The sequence below is a fragment of the Gracilibacillus sp. JCM 18966 genome, from assembly GCF_055392695.1.
On record NZ_AP043883.1, the window covers coordinates 2,369,495 to 2,392,643 of the forward strand.

At 36.2% G+C, this 23,149-nt stretch carries 21 protein-coding genes; 12 read left to right on the top strand and 9 right to left on the bottom strand.

Annotation, left to right across the window (positions count from 1 at the left end; translation table 11 throughout):
- Positions 1-30: 30 nt before the first annotated feature.
- The 5 genes from ACZ5N5_RS11310 (at position 31) to ACZ5N5_RS11330 (ending at position 3,995) form a co-directional block, all read left to right on the top strand.
- A complete protein-coding gene (locus ACZ5N5_RS11310; RefSeq protein ID WP_464372510.1) occupies positions 31-864 on the top strand; it encodes a M15 family metallopeptidase in 834 nt (277 codons plus the stop codon).
- Between the two features lie 82 nt (positions 865-946).
- Complete coding sequence (gene yabG / locus ACZ5N5_RS11315) at positions 947-1,807, top strand: sporulation peptidase YabG (protein ID WP_109985657.1); 861 nt, start codon at positions 947-949, stop codon at positions 1,805-1,807.
- A gap of 135 nt (positions 1,808-1,942) precedes the next feature.
- Positions 1,943-3,328: a class II fumarate hydratase gene (gene fumC / locus ACZ5N5_RS11320; RefSeq protein WP_464372511.1), complete on the top strand. Its 1,386-nt coding sequence runs from the start codon at positions 1,943-1,945 to the stop codon at positions 3,326-3,328.
- A gap of 104 nt (positions 3,329-3,432) precedes the next feature.
- Positions 3,433-3,633 (top strand): alpha/beta-type small acid-soluble spore protein, encoded by a 201-nt coding sequence (locus ACZ5N5_RS11325; protein ID WP_054788504.1) that lies wholly within the window; start codon positions 3,433-3,435, stop codon positions 3,631-3,633.
- A 110-nt stretch (positions 3,634-3,743) separates the two neighbouring features.
- Positions 3,744-3,995 carry a hypothetical protein gene (locus ACZ5N5_RS11330; protein WP_464372512.1) on the top strand — a complete coding sequence of 84 codons (252 nt, stop codon included), beginning with the start codon at positions 3,744-3,746 and terminating at the stop codon, positions 3,993-3,995.
- A gap of 74 nt (positions 3,996-4,069) precedes the next feature.
- On the opposite strand, the gene ACZ5N5_RS11335 is transcribed toward ACZ5N5_RS11330, so the two are convergent.
- The 4 genes from ACZ5N5_RS11335 to ACZ5N5_RS11350 form a co-directional block, all read right to left on the bottom strand.
- Positions 4,070-5,170 (bottom strand): ABC transporter ATP-binding protein, encoded by a 1,101-nt coding sequence (locus ACZ5N5_RS11335; protein WP_054788502.1) that lies wholly within the window; start codon positions 5,168-5,170, stop codon positions 4,070-4,072.
- A gap of 201 nt (positions 5,171-5,371) precedes the next feature.
- Positions 5,372-6,271, bottom strand: coding sequence for a PucR family transcriptional regulator (locus ACZ5N5_RS11340; RefSeq protein ID WP_054861350.1), 900 nt, complete (start codon positions 6,269-6,271; stop codon positions 5,372-5,374).
- Positions 6,272-6,500: 229 nt separating this feature from the next.
- Positions 6,501-6,686 (bottom strand): hypothetical protein, encoded by a 186-nt coding sequence (locus ACZ5N5_RS11345; protein WP_054788501.1) that lies wholly within the window; start codon positions 6,684-6,686, stop codon positions 6,501-6,503.
- A 33-nt stretch (positions 6,687-6,719) separates the two neighbouring features.
- Entirely contained in the window at positions 6,720-8,015 is a 1,296-nt protein-coding gene (locus ACZ5N5_RS11350; RefSeq protein WP_464372513.1) for a YheC/YheD family protein, read from the bottom strand.
- Positions 8,016-8,159: 144 nt separating this feature from the next.
- Here ACZ5N5_RS11350 and ACZ5N5_RS11355 point away from each other — a divergent pair, with 144 nt between their 5' ends.
- The 7 genes from ACZ5N5_RS11355 (at position 8,160) to ACZ5N5_RS11385 (ending at position 17,919) form a co-directional block, all read left to right on the top strand.
- Positions 8,160-9,296, top strand: a complete 1,137-nt coding sequence (locus ACZ5N5_RS11355) for a DUF445 domain-containing protein (protein ID WP_054861347.1) — start codon at positions 8,160-8,162, stop codon at positions 9,294-9,296.
- Positions 9,297-9,379: 83 nt separating this feature from the next.
- Positions 9,380-9,730 carry a YlbF/YmcA family competence regulator gene (locus ACZ5N5_RS11360; RefSeq protein WP_054788495.1) on the top strand — a complete coding sequence of 117 codons (351 nt, stop codon included), beginning with the start codon at positions 9,380-9,382 and terminating at the stop codon, positions 9,728-9,730.
- Between the two features lie 221 nt (positions 9,731-9,951).
- Positions 9,952-10,851, top strand: a complete 900-nt coding sequence (locus ACZ5N5_RS11365; RefSeq protein ID WP_464372514.1) for an ABC transporter ATP-binding protein — start codon at positions 9,952-9,954, stop codon at positions 10,849-10,851.
- On the top strand, positions 10,844-12,109 hold the full coding sequence (locus tag ACZ5N5_RS11370) for an ABC transporter permease (RefSeq protein ID WP_277678502.1): 1,266 nt from the start codon (positions 10,844-10,846) through the stop codon (positions 12,107-12,109). The genes ACZ5N5_RS11365 and ACZ5N5_RS11370 overlap by 8 nt, the downstream gene beginning before the upstream one ends.
- 244 nt (positions 12,110-12,353) lie before the next feature.
- Positions 12,354-13,589, top strand: coding sequence for a metallophosphoesterase family protein (locus tag ACZ5N5_RS11375; RefSeq protein ID WP_464372515.1), 1,236 nt, complete (start codon positions 12,354-12,356; stop codon positions 13,587-13,589).
- 5 nt (positions 13,590-13,594) lie between these two features.
- Positions 13,595-16,465, top strand: a complete 2,871-nt coding sequence (locus ACZ5N5_RS11380) for an ATP-binding protein (RefSeq protein WP_464372516.1) — start codon at positions 13,595-13,597, stop codon at positions 16,463-16,465.
- A gap of 170 nt (positions 16,466-16,635) precedes the next feature.
- Complete coding sequence (locus tag ACZ5N5_RS11385; RefSeq protein WP_464372517.1) at positions 16,636-17,919, top strand: IS110 family RNA-guided transposase; 1,284 nt, start codon at positions 16,636-16,638, stop codon at positions 17,917-17,919.
- 736 nt (positions 17,920-18,655) lie between these two features.
- On the opposite strand, the gene ACZ5N5_RS11390 is transcribed toward ACZ5N5_RS11385, so the two are convergent.
- From ACZ5N5_RS11390 to ACZ5N5_RS11410, 5 genes are all read right to left on the bottom strand, one after another.
- Positions 18,656-19,738, bottom strand: a complete 1,083-nt coding sequence (locus ACZ5N5_RS11390; protein WP_464372518.1) for a mechanosensitive ion channel family protein — start codon at positions 19,736-19,738, stop codon at positions 18,656-18,658.
- A 34-nt stretch (positions 19,739-19,772) separates the two neighbouring features.
- Positions 19,773-21,005: a hydrolase gene (locus ACZ5N5_RS11395; protein ID WP_464372519.1), complete on the bottom strand. Its 1,233-nt coding sequence runs from the start codon at positions 21,003-21,005 to the stop codon at positions 19,773-19,775.
- 107 nt (positions 21,006-21,112) lie between these two features.
- Positions 21,113-22,147, bottom strand: coding sequence for a peptidylprolyl isomerase (locus ACZ5N5_RS11400; protein WP_464372520.1), 1,035 nt, complete (start codon positions 22,145-22,147; stop codon positions 21,113-21,115).
- 122 nt (positions 22,148-22,269) lie between these two features.
- Positions 22,270-22,449, bottom strand: coding sequence for a hypothetical protein (locus tag ACZ5N5_RS11405; RefSeq protein WP_054788841.1), 180 nt, complete (start codon positions 22,447-22,449; stop codon positions 22,270-22,272).
- Positions 22,450-22,555: 106 nt separating this feature from the next.
- Positions 22,556-23,095, bottom strand: a complete 540-nt coding sequence (locus ACZ5N5_RS11410; RefSeq protein ID WP_054788840.1) for a DUF3267 domain-containing protein — start codon at positions 23,093-23,095, stop codon at positions 22,556-22,558.
- Positions 23,096-23,149: the final 54 nt, after the last annotated feature.

Consider the following 23,149-nt stretch of genomic DNA (forward strand, 5'->3'; position numbering starts at 1 on the left):
AAGTGAAAAAATAGAGAGGATAGAAATTTGATGAAGGAAAAGCTTTTCGTTATGCTACTAATGGGGACCATTTTAGTAGGATGTCAACAAGAGAATTCAACAGATAAAGACCAGAAAGAAGAAACACCTACTGTGGAAAACAACCAACAGGAGGAAATCCCTTCTGATCAAGAAAAAAATGATCAGCAAGAGGAACAAAATAAAGCAGAAGAAGCAAGTACTACAGAAGATAAAAATGTTTCAGATGAAGAAGAGCTCAAGGTGGATGAGAATGGGCTTTTCATCGTTGATAATCCAAAAAGTGTAGAAGTAATTGTAAATAAACAGAGAAGGTTGCCTGATGGGTATGAGCCGACAGATTTAGTGGAACCAAATGTTTCTTTTTATGCAGAAGAAGGAGATCCAAAACGTCAATTACGTCAAATAGCTGCAACGGCCTTGGAGAAGTTATTTGAAGGTGCTAAAGCTGATGGCTTAGAGTTAGTGGCGGTTTCAGGCTATCGTTCCTATGATAGACAAAAAGCAATATATGAGAACAATGTGGCACAAAACGGTCAGGAGCATGCGGATAAATATTCTGCAAGACCTGGAACAAGTGAACATCAAACAGGTCTTGCGATGGATGTTGCCTCAGCAGCCTTAGTTTCTGTTCTTGAGCCAAGCTTTATCCAGACGGAGGAAGGACAGTGGTTAGAGGAACATGCCCATGAATATGGCTTTATTATTCGATATCCAGAAGGCAAGGATGATATTACAGGATATAGCTATGAGCCGTGGCATGTCAGATATGTCGGAAAAGAAATTGCAACAGAAGTGTATGAACAACAAACAACGCTGGAGGAATTTTTTGGGTTATATCCGTAAAAATTAATGATGTCATTTCACCAAACATCACTTATGATCATAGCCTATAACATACAATGTTTTGAAGGAAGCTGGTGATTTGGTGAAACTGATGACTGGAATGCTAGTAACGAGATATTCCCATCAACATGATATTGTTTTTCGTATTAAGAATATCGTTGAGAATACAGTAATTCTCCATGGTGAGGATTTACGTTTAGAAGCAGATGCTCCTATTGAAGATGTTAGAGTTCTACCTGAGGATGATATACGAGAGCGACAAGAGGAGATGAAGGATAAAGAGGAATATTCTTATCGTATGTTCCGTCAAGATTACCAATTAATGAAAGAAAAGAAGGATATGAAACATAAACGGGATGAGCCTAGTAATATTGCTCGCTTTCAGCTACCTGTTAAAGTTCTCCATATCGATGGAGACCGGCTCTACTTAAAAAAATGCATTGATTTATATCAAAGACTTGGATTGCAAGTCCATGGTGTCTATCTTCAAGAAAATGAGCTTCCTTTAGAAATAGATACTATTATCCGAAAGATACAGCCAGAGATTTTAGTAGTAACAGGACATGATGCCTATTCCAAATCTAAAGGGGCAAAAAAGGAACTAACTGCCTATCGGAACTCCAAATACTTTGTGGAAACGGTAAGAAAAGCAAGAATGTGGGAGCCTAATCTAGATCAATTAATCATTTTTGCTGGTGCCTGTCAATCCCATTTTGAGTCGATCATCCGTGCTGGAGCAAATTTTGCTAGTTCTCCGGAACGCATTAATATTCATGCATTAGACCCCGTATATGTCATTGCAAAGATCGCTTATACGCCGTTTATGGATAAGGTCAATGTATATGATGTTTTAAAGAATACGATGACAGGAGAAAAAGGATTAGGTGGCATGGAAACAAAAGGCTTGTTTCGAACAGGCTTACCATATGTGGAGACGAAATAGTGGCATGGATGTCACTATTTTTTTTTACTTAAATTAACAAGTGGCGGACGTAAAGTTTTCACATGATAGAAGAATACAATTATCGCTTTTTTTGGTACAATAAAAGGGAATGAAGATTAGAGAGGGAGAGTGGAAATGGATTATCGTTTGGAACGTGACACGATTGGTGAAATCAAAGTCGCAAGTGATAAATATTGGGGGGCACAAACACAGCGTAGCAAGGAAAACTTCCCAATTGGCAACGAAAAAATGCCACTTGAAATAATTGAAGGCTTTGCTATTTTAAAGCGAAGTGCTGCTATCGTTAATAGTGAATTAGGATTAATGGAAAAAGAAAAAGCTGAGGCTATAACCTATGCAGCAGATAAAATATTAGCAGGTGAACTAACAGAGCATTTTCCACTAGTTGTTTGGCAGACTGGTAGTGGTACTCAATCGAATATGAATGTGAACGAGGTTATTGCATATGTTGGTAACCAATGGTTAAAAGAACAAAATAGTGAGATAACCTTACATCCAAATGATGATGTAAATAAGTCGCAAAGCTCGAATGATACTTATCCAACCGCCTTACATATTGCTGCAGTGAGAAAATTAGAGGATGTATTGATACCTGCCTTACACATTATTAAGCAAACATTAAAAGAGAAGATGGAAGCGTTTCATGATGTTGTGAAAATCGGGAGAACACATCTTCAAGATGCTACACCATTAACGTTAGGTCAGGAAATTAGTGGCTGGCATCGTATGATCGAAAAAACGGAGTTAATGATCGAGAACAGCCTCCCACATGTGAAGGAATTAGCAATTGGTGGTACAGCAGTAGGAACTGGTTTAAATGCCCACCCTGAATTCTCAGAACGAGTGACCGAAAAAATTAGTGCATATACGGAAAAACAATTTATTTCAGCCCCGAATAAATTCCATGCTTTAACAAGTCATGACGAACTAGTATTTGCTCATGGTGCTTTAAAAGGGTTAGCAGCAGATTTAATGAAAATCGCAAATGACGTTCGTTGGTTAGCAAGCGGACCACGTTGCGGAATTGGTGAGATTGCTATCCCTGCTAATGAACCGGGTAGCTCGATCATGCCTGGTAAGGTTAACCCAACACAGAGTGAAGCAATAACAATGGTAGCAACACAGGTAATGGGGAATGATGCAGCAATTGGCTTTGCGGCAAGTCAAGGAAACTTTGAGCTAAATGTTTTCAAACCAGTTATTGCATATAATTTTCTTCAATCTGCCCAACTTTTAGCTGATAGTATGCTATCATTTAATGATCGTTGTCTAGTTGGACTTGAACCAAATTATGAGCAAATCAAGAAAAATCTTAATGATTCCTTGATGCTTGTAACGGCGTTAAATCCTCATATTGGTTACGAGAATGCAGCTAAAATTGCCAAAAAGGCATTTAATGATAATACAACATTGAAAGAAGCGGCAATCGATTTAGGTTTATTAACGGCAGAACAATTTGATGAGTGGATTAAGCCTGAAGAAATGACTTACCCTAAATAGAAATGACCTTTATTAAATGGATATATTGCTAGAAATTACTAATGGGATTTTGGCATATTGATTTCCTTTTTGTTCACAATATGGTGTACAGGAGGTGATTATAAATGGCAACTAACAATTCCAATCAATTAGTTGTTCCTGGCGTTGAACAAGCTCTAGATCAAATGAAATATGAGATTGCACAAGAGTTTGGAGTAAACTTAGGTGCAGATTCAACTTCTCGCGCTAACGGTTCTGTTGGTGGAGAAATCACTAAAAGACTAGTACAAATGGCTGAACAACAGTTTGGCGGAAGACCACAATAACGAAAATTGTTTGATATGAAGAAAGGGGCGCAATGATGCGCCTCTTTTTGTACTGATAAGTTGTCACAATACTAGTCGTCAATAGAATGTGATTCGAGAAGGTGATCATGATGTTTGTATGTTTAGTTTGTAATGGGATGGAATCCTTTTCCTATACTTGTCCTGCTTGTCATACCGAGATGCGGGATGGTGGGAAGGTCGTTGACTTTTATGGAGATTATTCCCCTTATATAGAGATAGAAGACGGAAAAATGATTGATGGTGATCCAGTAAGTAGTGATGAACACAGGTGTATACATTTTGGGGTTTGTCCTGCGTGTAGCTATGTCCAAGAAGTTAGTCTTGAAGAAGACACAATCTAGGTTATAGAATGTAATAAAATAAACGCATAGCACCACTTGCTATGCGTTTACTCATATAGTTGAAAATTGGCAGACTATTTAATACGTTCTTCTGAATCCTTATCAAAGAAGTGAGACTTATGCATATCAAAAGCAAGATCGATTTTCTCTCCACCATGAATATCCGTACGAGAATCTACACGTGCTACAAATTCTTGACCATTTACTTCTGAATAAAGGTAAGACTCAGAACCCATTAATTCAGAAACGTCGATCGTTGCAGTAATCTTGGAACCAGGGTTTGCATCTAAGAAAACTGGCTCATCATGGATATCTTCAGGACGAACACCTAAAACAATCTCTTTACCAACATAACCTTGCTCACGTAGAACCTTCATTTTACCTTCTGGTACTGCTACCTTAGTATCACCAAGATTAACGTGACCTTCATCTAATGTTCCAGTAAAGAAGTTCATTGCTGGAGAACCGATAAATCCACCAACAAAAACGTTGTTAGGCTTATCGTATACTTCTTTTGGTGCACCAACTTGTTGAATAATTCCGTCTTTTAATACAACTAGTCGAGTTGCCATCGTCATCGCTTCTGTTTGATCGTGTGTAACGTAAATAGTAGTTGTTTGAAGGCGATGGTGAAGCTTTTGAATTTCTGCACGCATTTGTACACGGAGCTTTGCATCCAAGTTTGATAAAGGCTCATCCATTAAGAATACCTTTGCATCACGGACAATCGCACGTCCTAACGCAACACGTTGACGTTGCCCACCGGAAAGTGCTTTTGGTTTACGATCTAGGTATGCTTCTAGTCCAAGAATACGAGCAGCTTCCTTTACACGACGCTCGATTTCGTCTTTCTTAAATTTACGTAGTTTCAAACCAAATGCCATGTTATCGTATACATTCATGTGAGGATAGAGGGCATAGTTTTGGAATACCATCGCAATATCGCGGTCTTTTGGAGCTACATCATTCATTAATTTATCATCAATATAGAATTCTCCACCTGAAATTTCTTCTAGACCTGCAATCATTCGTAATGTGGTTGACTTACCGCAACCTGAAGGACCTACGAAAACGATAAACTCTTTGTCTTTAATTTCAAGGTTAAAGTTATCTACTGCTTTACCTTCATCTTTGTTATAGATTTTGTCAATATTTCTTAATGATAGTTCTGCCATTGTATTCCCTCCTAAATTTGTTGAAAGCGTTTCATCTATAGGTTATAGTTTACTAATAAAGTATCCAAACGTAAATAGCTATCGTGCACAAAAAATGTCGAGGGCTTTGTGCACGATTACAGAAAACGGATACAAGCTTTTTCACAGCGTGCTTATCGACCTAGAGATCCACCTTTCACGGTTGGAGAAACATCAAAAATACTAAGCCAATTGTGTTCTTAAAATTAGGCACAGATATACCGCTAAGGCACCATCAAATTTCTTCACATCAATCCCCGTTTTTTCAATGAATTTATCTACACGGTATTGGAGACTATTTCGGTGCATAAACATTTTCTTAGCTGCAAGAGTGGTGTTTGAATTGGATTCCAAGAACACTTGTATCGTCTTAAGTAATTCCTCTTCTTCTATAACAGTATGAAGAATGGAGTGATAAAGAAGATGCTTCTCCTCATCAGATAAATGTTGCATGACAAGATATGGAATAGCCTTAATATAATACATTACTTCTCTGTTTTGACTTTTCGTTAGCTTATAACATTTTTTTAACCATTGGTAATATTTCGCTGCCTCTGTGATATGGTAGAGAGTAGGCCCGATAAATAATTGGATGTTCATATAGAAATCCGTTGTTAATACTTCAATAATCTCAGAATAGGAAATATCCTCGTCCGTTGTTTGTTCTCCTTCTATGATAAGTATCCCTTCATGATTATTTTCCCACAGAATCGGTATTTGTACAGGAAATAACCCATAAATAGCTTCACGAAATGCTTCAGGATCTACGGTATCATCTGAAAAGGAGAAATAAACAAAATAATATTTTTCAAAACTATCCTCCATTAATGTTCTAGGAATTTCATGATGAAATAAAACATCCATCCATTTTTTTTCCCGAGCATTTGTAGGAGGTTCATTTGCAAAATATGGTGTCAACAAAATCTCCAGTAGCTCTTTTTCTCTATCGGATAGATCACTCGCAGGTATACCAATAATTTCATTATCCTTCGTTATAAACCATTTGTACTCTGCAGAATCATAGCTACTTTCTTCTGTTGCTTTGGTTAAATTAGGGAACATTTGTTGTAATTGCACAAGCATATTCTAGCCTCTTTCATTCAGTCTTAACTTTAGTATAACAAAGTGTACAGTGATTGCATAAATGATAAATAGAAAAAACGCACTTGAGTGTGCGTTTTTCGTGTAGTGCAAGCGGAGACCAAACATCATGGGGGGCTGAGACATAACTAAATAGAGTAGGGAGAATCCGAATAAACTTCTAACTGGGCGGTTTCAGTGCACATAGGATTTTTCCTTCCAGTCATTTTATTTAATCATCGCTTTCTGATGGAAATTTGTCGTTTTGCTTTGGTAATTCTCTAGCTTGTTCGATTTGCATTCTACCATGAATCGAATAGGTAGTACCACCTGCCATTCCTTCATTAATCATGCGATCTACATCTAATTCATGTGTTTCTCTTGGATCTTTTTCTTTCTTTGAAGATGGTTTTGCCATATTCATCCCTCCTTGCCTTTTATTTTGCACAAACTAGGAAAGGTTCATTCTTTTATGATTGTGTAAATAGAAGGAGTAGCGGAATAGGTGCCCAATCATATCCAGAGCAAATGGATATAGCGTACCGTGGTCTAGAATTCTCCAGCTCGGACGAGAGTAGACATCAAGTAACCATGTTCTTTTTTCTTTATCGATAGCAACATCAAAAGCAAGCTCACCAAGGTTTTTATCTAACCGATTTTCTAAAATTTTACTTAATGTGACAGCCATTTTTGCAATCTTTATTTGAAAGGCTTCCTCCTCTTTTTCGGAAAAAAGGTTGGACAATGGGACTAAGTTTGAGCGATTAGAATGTCTAACTTGATAAGCTGCAATTACCGTGGTTACCCATTTATTGTTTTCATTTTTATTACTGTGTACACGAAAGATAATCTCACTATCCTGATAAGTAAATAGAGCATGTGCTTCCTCCATGACATAATGCTGAAAGCCTTTTGGAAAACGTCTAGTTTTTAATAGATCAAATGAAGGAAAATACATCTCTTTGCTATTAGGTGGCGCATCCGTCTGAATAAGAATAAATTGCTCCTTTCTTTTTACTATTAAATAGCTTTCTTCCCCACGATATTTTTGTAATGGTTTCAAATAGATGGAGGTAAAATTTAGCCAGTCCTTAACCGACTGTTCGGAAGGCTGGAATATTGCATGTGGTAAAAGATGTCTTGATTCATTATCCTGGAAAAGATATTCATACACCTGCCATTTGTTAAAAAAATCATGATTAAATATAATAGAAGTGGATTGTAATCCTTGCTTTATTTTTTTGATTTGATGGTGAGCTTCTAATTTTCTGTTTGGAATTCTGTTATAAATAACGAATGGGATGTCAACATTAGTTGTTAACCATTGCTGCTTATCATATTGATAAGCCTGTATTTTTTGTTTCGATAAATCTACATCCTTATATCCAAAAACATAAGTGATAAAACCATATTTCTCCCCTACTTGGACAATCTCTTTTAATTGGTGAGCACTTCGATGTAATTGTCTCGAATTGGCGATGAATATGCCTAAGGTATAAGTAATCATACAAGTATCTCCAATAAATCGCATAGAATAATGATGATTATTGTGGAGATGCAATTGTTGCATCAGCGCAGAGGAAATATATATGGTGTCCGATCGCTGGTAATGACTTAGACATTCACAAGTAGTGGAGTATGGTCCATTTTTAATTTTGCGGATGACAGTATTATATCGATAAATGTCGTGTGGCACAATAATGCGTGGTTTTGGGTTCGTATATTCCTTAATTTGAAGTTGATCCATGATCATACTTCCTTTCTTTATCACAGTAATTGTCCGTAGACTACATATTAAAATGTGGAAAAGTTAATCCATTATATGATACTAAATGATGCTCTATTCCTTTGGTTAGTGGTAGTAAATATCTAAGAAAGGTGTTAACTATAAATGAATATATTCCTTACATTATGTATGATGATCGTCGTAGGTGCGTTGATTGGAGGATTAACCAATTCTCTAGCAATAAAAATGCTTTTCCGACCATATGAAGCGAAATATATAGGTAAGTGGAGAATACCATTTACTCCAGGTCTTATTCCTAAAAGGCGTGATCAGTTAGCTGTACAATTGGGACAGCTTGTCGTCAACCATTTAATTACGGAGGAAAGTATTCAAGCAAAATTAAAGGAAGAACGTTTAAGGAATCAACTGATCAAGCTTTTATCTAAAGAATTCGATCAATTCTTACAAAAACAAATAACCATTGATCAATTGTTACGGCAATTCCATTTGTCAATATCGAAGCAAGATGTAGAAAAAAGAGTTGGTGAGTGGATAGTGGAACTATACCAACAAAGACTGGATCAACACCAATCTACCCAGTTGAAAGATTTTTTCAATACCGAAGCAGAAAAAGAGATAGAGGAAGTACTTGAAAAGGTTTCTACCTATTTGCACAAACGAATTGTTTCTATGCTAGAAGCACCATCAACACAGGTCAAAATAGAAAAAGTTATCAACCAGTATGCACAGTCAAAAGGTTTTTTTGGGAACATGGTTCTATCTATGTTTAGTAGTGAGGATTTATCCACAAAGGTACAAGTCTTGTTCGTTCAATATATACAGTCAGCAGATGGTTATAGATGGTTACATCAAGCAGTCCAACAGGAATGGATTAAATTAAAGGATAGTACGCTCTCTGATTATCGTCATGTTTTAGAAAGGGATTTAATAAAAAGTATGATTAACCAATTAGTTAGAAGCAATCTGCCTATTCAAAAATGGCTTCAAACCAATGCGCCTAGCCTTTTACGACCATTTGCAACTACAATAAAGCAAAAAGTAGTTCCAGATGTGGTGAATGCTATTTTTAAGAAAATGGTAAAGAACATACCAGAAGCTTTCAAGCATTTAGAAATGGAGAAAATGGTGGAAAAGCAAGTGGCAGCCTTCCCAACGGAAAGAATTGAACAAATTATCTTGTCAATTTCTAGGAAGGAATTCAAACTAATTACTTACTTAGGGGCACTCTTAGGCGGGATAATTGGACTAATTCAAGGACTTCTCTTTATCTTAGTTGGATAATGATAATAATCTCTGTTATAGTGGTAGATGCACGCGAGAAAATAGCAGCTAGTTAAGCTTAAATATTAGGAGGATTTATTTTTATGGCAACGATCCAAGATAGCGCAAAAGAGTTAGAAAAAGCGATTGAGCAGAGTGAGGAGTTCCAAGACCTAAAAGCCGCTTACGATAAAGTAATGGGAGATCCATCATCTAAACAAATGTTTGATAATTTCCGCAATACACAATTAGAATTACAGCAAAAGCAAATGCAAGGAATGGAAATCACAGAAGAAGAAGTAGAAAAGGCAAAGAAAGTTGTCGAGCTTGTTCAACAGCATGAAGATATTTCAAAATTAATGGAGCAGGAACAACGAGTGAATGTGCTCATTAATGACATAAGTCGCATTATTACAAAGCCACTAGAAGAATTATATAGTGCAGAACAGCAATAAGAAATAGTAAAATAGGACAATACAAAAATACGAGCTCTATTCGGTGAAAGGATTCCTACTGAATAGGCTCGTCATTTTTTATATGTTAGGAATAGCACAAATTTAAGCATTAAATTATAATAAAATTGAATGCATTCTGTAAAGGAATGCGAGTTTTTCTAGGAATAAGTGAAACTTTTTCATTATTTAATCGTATCTAAAGGAGAAGGGAGTGTAGAGCATTGACATTAGAACTAAAAAATGTGACAAAACGATTTGGCTCATTTACAGCGGTGGATAATTTATCGTTGGAAATACCTGAGAACAATATATTCGGTTTCTTAGGAGCGAATGGAGCTGGAAAAACGACGACATTTCGTATGATCTTGAATTTAATCGATCAATCTGATGGCTCGATTACGTGGAATGGTGAGGAAATTAACTACAATAATAGTGACAGAATTGGCTATCTACCGGAGGAAAGAGGCTTATACCCTAAACTCAAGGTGCGTGACCAGTTAATTTATCTTGGTAAATTAAGAGGTCTATCTAAGAACGATGCTTCCAATGAGTTAAAGAAATGGTTAGATCGATTAAAAGTACCACAATATCTAGACAAAAAAGTAGAAGAGTTATCCAAGGGGAATCAACAAAAGATACAATTCATCTCAGCAGTGATACATAAACCTAAGCTATTAATTCTGGATGAACCTTTCTCAGGCCTCGATCCAGTTAATGTAGAAATGCTTAAAGAAGCAGTTGTGGAGCTTGGAAAGAGTGGTACATCTATTGTATTTTCTTCCCATAGAATGGAGCATGTGGAGCAGCTTTGTGAGCATCTTTGTATGCTTCAAAAAGGAAAAACGATCTTGCATGGGAATTTAAAAGAAATTAAGCGTTCCTTTGGGAAAAAGAATTTATCCATTGAAGCAGATTGTAATTTAGACTTTGTTAACCAAGTACCAGGTGTTCTAAAAACAACTCCGTATTCTGGAGGTATGGTTTGTCAGATTGAGAATGAAGCAGTATCACAAGCAGTTTTAGAAAATTTAATCGGTAAAGGATTTATACGAAAATTTGAGTTAGACGAACCTAGTTTAAATGATATTTTTATTGAAAAGGCGGGTGAATCCTATGAATAAATTCTGGATTGTCTTTTCTCATACGTTTATGTCTAAAATAAAGGCCAAATCCTTCATTATTACTACTGCACTTTTTCTAGCTTTTATTATTATTATGTCAAACATACAATCAATTATGGATATATTTGACCAAGAAGAAGCGGTCGACCAAGTAGCTGTTGTAACGGAGATAGATTCTTTTTATGAAGCGTTAGATAATAGTCTACAGACCACCGAATCAGAAATTGAAATTGTAAGATATAATGATGCGTTAGAAAAAGCGCAAGAACAGGTTATAGATGGAGAGTATAAGGCAGTTTTAGAAATTACCGAACAAGAACAATTACCAGCAGCTGTTTACTATACAGCAGAAATGAGTAGTACTTCTATTGAATCAACTCTGAATCAAGCATTGGAACAAATTAAAACAGAAATAGCTACAAACAAGGCTGGATTAGATCCTAGAACTATTGCAACAATTTATGAACCAATCAGCTTCGAGAAAGAACCAATTGTAGCTGAGGGTGAAGAGGGAAGTGTCAAAACAGAGGAAGAATTAAGTGGTGCCAGAGGATTAGTATATGTTATTCTCTTTCTCCTTTATTTTGCCGTCATTGCATATGGCAATATGATTGCAACAGATATTGCCAATGAAAAAACTTCTCGTGTCATGGAAATATTAATATCAAGCTCCTCTCCTGTTAGCCAAATGTTTGCCAAAATTTTAGGGATCGGTAGTGTTGGATTAGTGCAAATGTTACTCTATTTAGGAGTAGGTTATATTGTCATTCAACAAAAGCAAGAAGAGCTAGTCGGTGGATTTTTTGAATTTTTCGGACTTTCCGAAACAAGTGCTTCTACATTTGTTTATGCCATTGTCTTTTTCTTGTTAGGCTATTTTCTATATGCGACATTATCAGCTATGCTCGGTTCCCTTGTAAGTAGAACAGAGGATGTCCAGCAATTGATGACTCCAGTCATTTTATTAATTGTAGTCGCCTTTATGATCTCGATCTTCGGCTTATCCAATCCGAGTTCTCAGTTTGTTACCATTGCATCGTATATACCGTTTTTCTCCCCTATGGCAATGTTCTTACGTGTCGGAATGTTAAATATTCCGTTCTGGGAGGTAGGTTTAAGTATAGCTATTTTAATCATCACCATAGTTATTCTAGCTATTGTTGGTGCAAGAGTTTATCGTGGTGGTGTACTCATGTATGGAACATCAACCTCGTTAAAAGATTTCAAAAAAGCCTTACAATTATCTAAAAAAGACTAGACAAAAAAGCTATTTCGCAATTTAAAGCGGAATAGCTTTTTTAACACATTAGGAAAGTATTAAATTTTTACACAGCAGAAGTTTCGACATAACTAAAATTTTAAGGTACCACATATAAGCAAAACTAGGCATTCACAAAAGAAGATCGAAGGCATAACTTCTAATGAAGCTTCTTGATAGAATGATCGAACGTGCATTCTGTTTCTGCCTTTGATAAACTAGTATACAGAAAGTAGGTGATCAAATGGGCAAAGGTATTTCTTTTATCCATTGTGCGGATTTACATTTAGATAGTCCATTTAAAGGATTGAGCAATTTGCCAGCACATCTTTTTGATGAAGTTAGAAATAGTACCTTTCTTGCACTAGAGAAATTAGTACAAACAGCTATCGAACGCCGGGTTGATTTTGTTCTAATGGTTGGCGATATATTTGATCAGGAAGAGCAGAGTATGAAAGCACATATCGCATTAGTTGGTGCGTTTAAAACATTACAAAACTATAATATTTCAGTCTATTTATCCTTTGGAAACCATGATTATATAAATAGTCAAACCTTTTCTCGAAATTATCCAAGTAATGTATTTGTTTTTGAAAAGGATGTAGTGGAGGCATATCATTATAGAAAGGATGAAGAAATACTTGCAACAATTTACGGTTTTAGTTATATAGAAAGAGCAGTCGATATCGATAAATCAAGAGAATTCATCAAAACAGGAAATGCTAGTTATCATATTGCAATGCTTCATGGTAGTCTCGGAGCTTCGGAATCAAAAGATCATGCAAATTATGCTCCTTTCCAATTAAGCAGACTGAAGGAGTCAGGATTTGATTATTGGGCATTAGGTCACATCCATCAGAGGGAGCACTTATCGAATCAACCACCCATTATCTACCCAGGGAATATGCAGGGTAGATCGATAAAAGAAAGGGGCATAAAAGGTTGTTACCATGTAATCTTGACCGGTGACCATTCAAGATTGGAATTCTGCCCTTTAGGTCAAATTCGTTTTGAAAGACTAGACATTGATACGACAAATTGGACAGACATTGCGGATGCAACTGAGCAATTAGTAACAGTTATTCGTCGTCATTGTAACAAATTAGGCAAGGTATTTCTTGAAATTGAATGGACGAATACGACCGAAATGTTTGAAGTATGGCAAAGGCAAGGTTTAATAACAGACATGATAGAAATTATCAATTCGACTCTTATTGATCAAGAAAATTGGGTGCAAATCATCTCAGTCAAAAGCAAACAACCTGCTAGCTTTCATGAATGGCACCATGGAGAGCAATTTTTGGAGCAATTAGTAGCTACATTTGAAGATAGTAATCATACAATGACATTGCTTTCATCGCTTTGGCAACATCCAGAGGGTCGAAAATGGTTAAAAAATCTGTCCGATCAAGAGCAAGAAGATCTGAATAAACAAGCAAAGGAGAAAGTCTATCAAATGCTCCATGAGAGGGAGGTGTGAAAAAGATGAGAATAGAGTCCGTACATATTTATGGTTTTGGAAAATGGCAAAATAAACAGTTCTATTTAAATAATTCTTCCTTGCTAGAAATAACAGGAGAAAATGAGGCTGGAAAGTCTACATTAAGACAGTTTATTTTATATATGTTGTTCGGGTTACCGAGTAAAAAGCTCGAAAAATATCTTCCAAAACAAGGAGCACAAATTGGTGGTAGAATGGTGATATCAGCTTTGTCAAGTAAGGAAGTAACGGTTGAACGTGTGCAGGGGAAAAATAAAGGAAAGGCCATTATCTACTTGGAAAATGGGAAGAGAGAAGAGGAAGCCTGGTTACTACAACACATAAGAGGTATAGATAGAGCACAATATGAAGCTATTTACTCTTTTGATTCTGCAGATCTAAGACAGATTCATCAATTGAATAATGATAGTCTAAATGATGTACTACTAGCAGTGGGAATGACAGGATCTGACAGGATCTATTATGCAGAAAAAAATCTAGAAAAAGACCGCTCAGATCTATTTAAACCATTTGGAAAAAAGCCAGCTATTAATCAAGTATTAGCAGAGTTAAGCCTGCTGAAAAAGAAGTTAAGCGTAGCGAAAGAGGAAGAAGCAACTTACAATGACAGGCTAACCAAAATTAGAGCATTAGAAGAAGAAATCGTTCAATTGGAAAAGTCAATCGAAGAAAAGCAAGCTCATCAATTACAGCTTGAGAAGATCTTATCCTATTATGCACAAATAGAAGAGTATTATTTAACGATCCAACGGCTTGATCGTTTAACGGGATTGACTGCTTTTCCTGCACACGGGTTAGAGCGGTATAAACAATTGAAGGAAGAGCTGCTCCCATACAAAAGTGAAAACCTCATGCTTCAAAGGAACATAGAAGAGATCAAGCATAAACTTGATACACTTTCTGACACCGTTTTTTCAGAAGAAGATATAGGCTTATTAAAGCAAGCAATGGAGCTATCAGATGCAATAAAGCAATGGAAAAAACAAAAGAATGAGCACGAGCAGAAAATAAAAAATATCGAAGTGGAAGTGCATACGAAACTACAATCACTTCAAATTACTTTATCAGTAGAGGAATTAGAAGCCTTAACATTACCTTTTTACTTAGAAGAATTATGGACAGACCTAAGTAAACAAAAGGATCAGCTAGAACTAGAAAATCAATATATTAGGAACGAACTTCAAGCATTGGATAAAATAATCAAGGAGTTAAAGGAAAAAAAGCAGAGCTGTCAGTCAAGCTTAGTCGATGCAGCGATTATATCAAAATATCAACAAGAGGTAGAAAAATCCAAACTAAACAGAGAACAACAGTCTCAAATAAAGCAAATGACAAACCAACAAGCAGGAAAGACAAGCTATCTACTATCGATGATGCTTTTAATTGTTGGTCTCATTATTGCAATAGGCTTAGTTTTTTGGAAAAATGAATTGCTTTGGGGAAGCCTACTAGTCATTGTGACCGCTCTACCATTTATCTATTTCCAATTAAATCGAAGAATATTTAATAAATGGATGCTTCAAATGAATCCTACCGAGACGTTCCTAACCGATGAAGACCTCACCAAAAGGGAAGAAATAATTTCCGAACAAGAAAAGGTACAACAGTTATTAGATAAAGTAGAAAGGGATTTAACAGCAAATCAAGTGGAAAAGCTAAAACTAGAAGAGAGAGCAAGCTCTATTCAAAGTCGGTATCAACAGTTACAGGAGAAAATAACTGATCAAATCGAAGCATATCCCTTTTTAGAAAATATCGTGTTAACCTACTGGCCAAAGTTATATCAACAGCTAATGCTTTTACAGGAAAGAATAATAGAGAGGTATAAGGAACAGGAAAAAAACTCCTCTTGTAGGGATCAGCTTAAGCAATTAGAAAGCAAACAAGCAGAAGCATTGAATCCTCTAAATATCGATGCTACAGAAATAGAGGAAAAACTAACAGTAGAAGAGATGAAAAGAAAAGAATATTTACAATTACGAAATCACTATCAACAATTAGTCGATGAACAAAATCAATGTATCGACAGACAGCAGCCTTATTTGGAGGAAATTTCTCTTTTATTCCAAGCAGCTAATACGAAGGATGAGCATGAATTTATTGAAAAAGGAGAAAGAATACATGAGAAACGAGAATTAGAAAAAAAGGCTAGCCAATTATTCGATAGTCTTACTGTTTGGATGGACGTAACGGAAATCAATAAAATTAAAGCAGGGGAATATGATGATGAAGTTCTGCTTAAGAAACAATTAACGAAAATAAGCAAGGAAATAGACGATGTAAAAGAGAAATGGAAACAAAAAAGTCAGCAGCTAAGTGATCAACGGGCAGCACTAGAAATGCTAGAAGATAGAGAGGAAGTGTCACTATTAAAGCATCAAATTGCCTTAAAAAAAGAGAAATTAGAAAAGCTAGCAGGAGAATGGGCCATTGATCAAATTGCCTTAGAAAGATTACTACAAGCCAAAAATCGTTACTACGAAATTTATGTGCCAAAGGTTTTTCAGCATGCAAGTAATTATTTCTCTAGGCTAACATTAGGAAGATACCGACAGCTTGTACTACTAGAAGAGAGTAATTGGATTCAAGTAGAGGATCGTGAGGGATTTTTCTATACTGTAGATGAATTATCACAAGGGACAAAAGACCAATTATATATTGCCATTCGGCTAGCCTTGAGTAATGTGATGGCAAAGGATTTATCGTTACCTTTTTTAATAGACGATGGTTTTGTCCACTTCGATCAATACAGAAAGGAGTCCATTTTAGAAATATTACAAGAATTAAGTGAGGACCACCAAATATTATACTTCACTACTCAGGTTTCCAGTGGCAGTATGATAAAAATAAATTAGAGAATAAAAGCTCCATTCCAGAAGGAAGGAGCTTTTTTTATACGTTAGGAAAGCATTCCTGTAATAAAGCAAAATGAGGATTGAATAAAAAATGCCCCCTTGGTATGATACGAGGTGTCCGATCACTGCAGTGTAAAAGGACCCTTAAATTAGAACCAAGGAGGACTATTATGTATTATAAACAAAATGACAAAATAGCACAACTAACGGAACAAACATTAATTATCGGAATTGATATTGCTAAGAACAAACACGTAGCTCGAGCACAAGATTTTCGTGGTATCCAGTTTGGAAAAGCTTTATACTTTGATAACTCATGGGAAGGCTTTGAATCCCTCATGTGTTGGAAAGATGAACTATGCGTTCAGCATGGAAAAATAAACATCATCATTGGGATGGAACCAACGGGACATTATTGGTTACCTTTAGCTCATTGGTTGAGAGAAAAGCAGATAAAAGTCGTCGTTGTCAACCCGGCGCATGTCAAGAAATCAAAAGAGTTGGATGACAATTCACCAACTAAAAATGATGTGAAAGATGCGAGAGTGATATCCCGTCTCATCCAAGATGGCCGTTATTCGGAACCGAATTTGCCAGAAGGCATCTATGCAGAACTTCGAGAAGGTATGAATTTGTATGAGCAATTAATGAAGGATTTTCAGACGATAAAAGGTCGTGTCCATCAATGGATTGACCGGTATTTCCCCGAATATACAACAGTCTTTTCCAAATGGGAAGGAAAAGCCTCTTTGGAAGTCCTGAAGATGGGATTGTTTCCGGATGAAATCGCCGAAACAGAGGACATAACCATCTTGAATGCAATCCGTAAAGCAGTTAAAAGAGGGGTGGGACTGAAAAAGGTTCGACAATTACAAGAAGTTGCAGGCCATTCTGTTGGCATACAAGAAGGAAAAATCCTAGCTAGGTTTAAACTGAAAACGCTAATGGAACAATATATGCTGATTCAAGAGAAAATAGAAGAGGCATGGGCAATGATAGAGCAATTTCTAGATACCATTCCAGGCGTAAACGAAATGGATGATATTGAAGGGATTGGCAAGGTAACAATAGCTGCATTCTATGCAGAAGTAGGTGATTTAGAAAACTATACACATCCAGAACAAATCACTAAATTGTCAGGATTAAATTTGAAACTGGCTACGTCTGGTAAATGGAAAGGCAGAACCATCATCACGAAGAGAGGGCGCCCTAAATTACGTGCTCTGTTGTTTAAAGTCATTCTGCCGTTAGTTAATCACAATCGTGCATTTAAGGCATTACATGAATATTTTACGACAAGAAAAGAAAATCCATTGAAGAAAAAACAATCCTTAATTGCATTATGTTGCAAGTTAATTCGAGTATTGTTTGCCATTGGAAAGAAACAAGTAGCATTTAGTCCAGAGAAGATGTTACAAGATATCCCGCATTTTCGTTTAAAAGATGCCGTTTAACAAAGGTTTGGTAATGTTCTCTTCATTGAGTGACATTTATACCTAAGTGGCTTGACATGGAGCCTCTATGGGCATGATCTCCTCGCCAAGGAACCAAATGGTAAAAAATTGGCTCAGTTGGATCAGGGTATCATGCCCACCTCTCCACATCAAGCCGTGCAATGAATAGAGTGTAGTGGAAGACTATTGACGATGGTAACGTATGAATAAAAGAATATCTTAATTAGAAGCTCATGTATTTCATCAAGAAAACAAACACAACATCTGAAGCACGGAGCAGCCGGCAAATTTATATACGATCGGGCAATGACCCTGTAGGAAAGCATCGCCGGCCCCACTTCATGGATAGACCGAACGAAGGAATGTATGCGCATCGGACGCTGTGAGATATGGGAGGGTTTGTCGCCATGAGTATTGTGGGAAAAGAGTGCGATCATAGCACAGTTAGTTACCATTTTTTTCAAAAATAAAGAAATGGCTTATTAAGTAAACCCTTTTTCACCATTATTTCATCCATCATTCGGTTGACCTAATTAAAGTTGTGAAATTACACTTGATATTTATATAATATTCTAAGAAAAATAGAGTAATCAAGAGAATTCGTTAGTATATAGAGGGAGTATAAAATTTCTACACAGTAGGGTTTCGACGTAGCTGAAAATTTAAGGTACCAAGTATAAGCAAAACTAGGCCTTCGCCAAAGGACCAGCGAATACGAGTTTTTCTAATAATTGGTTTACAGAGAATCTGGTCTTTCATCCCGTTCATTCACATGGATTGCTCTAACAGGAACTGCTACTTTGACTCCTTCTTCTTCTAATATTTCTAGAATGAGAAGGTTGGTCTCCTCTTGAATTCGTAAATATTCTCCCCAATTTGTCGTTTTCGTGAAGAAGTATAGCATAATATCCATACTACTCTCACCAAAATCAGTAAATCTGGCAAATATAGTTTCCTTATGAATTTCCTCGTGGTTCTCAAGCAGGCGTCGAATTTTTTTCGTCACTGCTTCTATTTTTTCCTTAGGGGTGCCATACTCTAATCTTAAATGGAAACTAATTTGCCTTTTGCCCATTTTACTCCAGTTCGTAATGGGTTCATTGGATAAAGTGGAATTTGGAATGGTGATTAGGGCATCGGCAAATGTTCGGATAATCGTACTTCTGAAATTAATATCCTCAACAACCCCTTCGACACTTGGTGTTTGAACCCAATCCCCTATCGAAAAAGGTTTTTCGGTTATGATGACAATTCCACCAAATAAGTTTTTGATCACCTCTTGAGCAGCTAGAGCGAATGCTAATCCACCAAGACCAAGTCCAGCAACAAATGTACTGACCTCATAACCGAACTCTTCAGCAATCACACTAATACTGATGAGGATGATGATCACTCGAACTGTCTTAGATAAAAATGGGATGAGAATCTGATCGATTTCGATTGCTGAGTTATTACTAATTTTCATAAATAATATGGAAGTTTTGGAGGATAAGTTAAACAGTCCCCAAGTAATAAGTAAAATATAGCCAGCTCTAAGTAAATCACCAAATAATTCATTTCTATGATTAAAAAACGGAAAATAGATGGCTGCAATATAAAGGCCAATTAGAATAAACACCCATCTTAATGGTCGTTCAAATGCCTCTAATACTTGATTGAGGAAATCTGATTTCGTTTTTTTGAAGAGCTTTACAAGTAGGTAGAATACGTACTTTGTAAACAGCTTGCGTAATACTAGGAAGAAAAGGATAATCCCAATCGAAATGGCGATTTGAATCCAATCTTCGAGACTAATCTTTTCCCATAATCTCCAGTTCATTTTTCTAATAAACTCCTTTATTCATAGATGTAACTTACTTCTGATCAAATGTTTCTGTATTTTCATAACGGCTGTCTAAATAATCTACTATGTGAATAATATAGCCTTCTAGATTTAGAGGTTTTCGGACAGCACTACCCCATTCTGGTAAGCCGTGATGACACAAAATACAGTGTGACATTAAATGAATTTCTTCCATGCTTATCGATATCTTCTTTTCCTCGATAATTTTTGTTAATAGAAGTACACCATAAGGAATATGTCCAATCAATACACCTAATGGATCCATGGTGATCCCAGCTTGCTTACGCGTATCGTTTTCAGCAAAATGTGCAGTTGGGTATAAATAACGAAAAATATCTAATGATTTTCCGGCATAGTCGTATTCCATTAGTTTACCAATATCATGGAAAAGAATACTTGTTATCAAGGCATCGTAATGCACATCATCAAACTTATGTGCTGTCATTCCTTGTAACATATGGTATAAATGGTCGATCGTATCCTTCCAGACAAAGGAGGAGACTTGGTCGTCTGATTTTAATGAGTCCCAGATTTCCAATTTATATTGTGTTTCAATTTTGTTAATTAGTTTCATGACTGCTTTAAAAGGATTTTCCTCTTGTAGCACGATATATCGGCAAAATCGCATTAACCCAACCGTATGTTTTAATAGACCACCGAGATAATTATGATGATGCCCTTTAGCAGCTGGGCTCAGTCGAAAGGCGTCCCATAATTGTTCCATTGCTTGTATCGAAATTTGCTGAAAAGGTTCTTTTAATTCATATAAATAGGCGAATAATTCCAATCGGAGCTGCGATAAATCCTGCTTCGTGTATGCTAGCAATTGAAATGGATCGATTTGATCCTGACAAGGTGCTAAGCTATTAATGGTGAGACTCTTATAACCATTGAACTCATCTACCTGTGCATGAATATCAAAAATAGCTTCCTTTTCTAGTAATGGTATTGTATTCAGTACAGCCCCATTATTATCCCACATTTTAGCAGGAATATTTCCAGCTTGATTACTGAAGGTGATCTTGAGAAAGGATTTTTTTGTCTTTGTTTGTCTTATCTCAAACTCATTCAGTAATACTCTAGTTGCTATCGTTGTACCCTTTTTTGATTGGTTTAAATCGAAAATAGCCGTTTCTTCAGGGAGTGGTGGTAGTGAGAATGTGGAAGTAATATGTGCTGCTAATTCATCGCTTACCTCATATTGAATGGGAATCATATCATAAAAATAGGTGAGTTGAGTCATGATAACACTCCTTATATAGAAATCTCGAAGATTACCGAGCCGAGTTAAATTTCGATGCTTAGAAAAACCCTATCTCTTCGTGTGGAGAGATAGGGCGAAAAGATAAATTATTCAGCTGAAGATTCATCTCCGTCATTTGCATTAGACTCTTTCTCAGCGTCAGAATTTGATTCTGTTTCTTCCTCTGCAGAATCACTGTTGGATTCTGTTCCTTCCTCTGATTCAGCACCTTCTCCAGATTCTGCATCCGTTCCAGGCTCTGTTCCGCCTGATTCAGCAGGTGCTTCTTCTTTCTTGAATAGATCTTTAAACTCATCGAGTTTAACATCCACTTTAGCATTATCAATTAGGCTTTGAAGTTTTTCTTGACCTGCCGTTTGATCTACTTTAGATAGCGCAATTTCTTGGCGAATTTGATCTTTGATATCTTCTAATGGTTCAAGTTCTTCTTCACTTTCTACATGATCAGTTACTTTAATGACATGCCATCCATGAGAAGATTGTACTGGCTCACTAATTTCATCAATTTCTAAATTGTAAGCAGCATCTTCAAATTCTGGTACCATTTCCCCTGGTCCGAACTCTCCAAGTTCACCACCATTAGCGGCACTTGCTGTATCTGTTGAGTATTCCTCTGCTAAGGCAGCGAAATCTTCCCCGGCATCTAATTTCTCAATAACCTCATTCGCTGTTTTCTCATCTGCAACAAGAATATGACTTGCCACTAGCTTTGTACCCATACGATCATAACGTTGTTGAATCTCTTCATCGGTTACTTCCACATCTTCGGTCACAGCTTTTTGTTGAAGTAGGCTAACACGGATATCCTCCCGTAATGCATCTTCATCTGCATAACCACTACCACTTAAAGCTGTTTCCCATTGATCGCCATATTGTTCTTTCATTTGGTCGATTTGTGCATCAATTTCTTCATCAGAAACTTCATATTTATCATTTAAGATCGTTTCAAGCACTAGTTGCTGAAGAACTTGCTCTCCACTGTTTGCCTTTAATTCTTCATAGAATTGCTCTTTTGTCACTTCACCTGAATCTGTTTCTACCACTGTTTCGGGATCTGAGGAACAGGCAGAAAGGGTTAATACACTAGCTGCTAGAGTTGCTGTTATTGCTAACTTTTTCATAATACATACACTCCTACTGTTTTCTAAGACTATTTTTTCGTTCTTGCAATAATATAACATACTTTTTATAAAAATAAATAGAGAAAAAGAAGATTACTCTATTTTTACATATTTTAATATTATTATGTATAGATTACTTCCACATAGGATGAAATAAGCAGGATGGTAATGAGAATATTAATCGTTCGAAATACGTTTGGCTGTTTCTCTTTCGCCATATCGGTTTGTAGACATAACCTATATGTTAAAGAATTAAAAATAAATAATACAAATACAGAAAATACTATAAATACAAAAATCATGCATTTACCTCCTTCTCTCATGTTACTACTTTATCAAAAAATTGTATATTTGAACAGTATGTCCTTTAGGTAAAATAGAAATAATACAAGGATAAAAATCCTTGTATTATTTCTGAATTAGTATATCATAGCCTCGATCATCGTTTGCAATCACACAGTGTCTCGGTGCACGCCATAATCTATTGACGTAAACAAAATCAACATAGGAGAGGCTCAAATTAATGGCACCAAATAAGATAAAATATGGATAATAGCCAGAAGAAAGGTATCCCATGATAACACAAGGAATGGTAATAAAGATTGTCGGTGCTAATAGACCAATTAATAAGACAGGCTTTGATGTCTTAGTATTGCTACAAACCTCAAAATATGGAAGTACCTTCAGCTTTAAAGACCATTTTAATTTCAGATGTTTATTTGCGCATTTTAGAGGTACAATATGCAAGAATTTGTGTAATAATGGTAGTATAGCTAATCCAACAATCAATGGGAATAGTCCATATTCTCGAATCGACGTATTTTCATGTATAAAATTAAAAGGCAAATATAATAATATAAAGGATAAGAAACCGAATAATAACGAAAGGATCATACTACGATAAAACCCTAATTGCTTAGTAACATTTATGGAATCCCAACAATTCAATTGGATCACCTCTTTCTTACATAGGATGATTGGGTTTTTATTTTCATTTTAAAA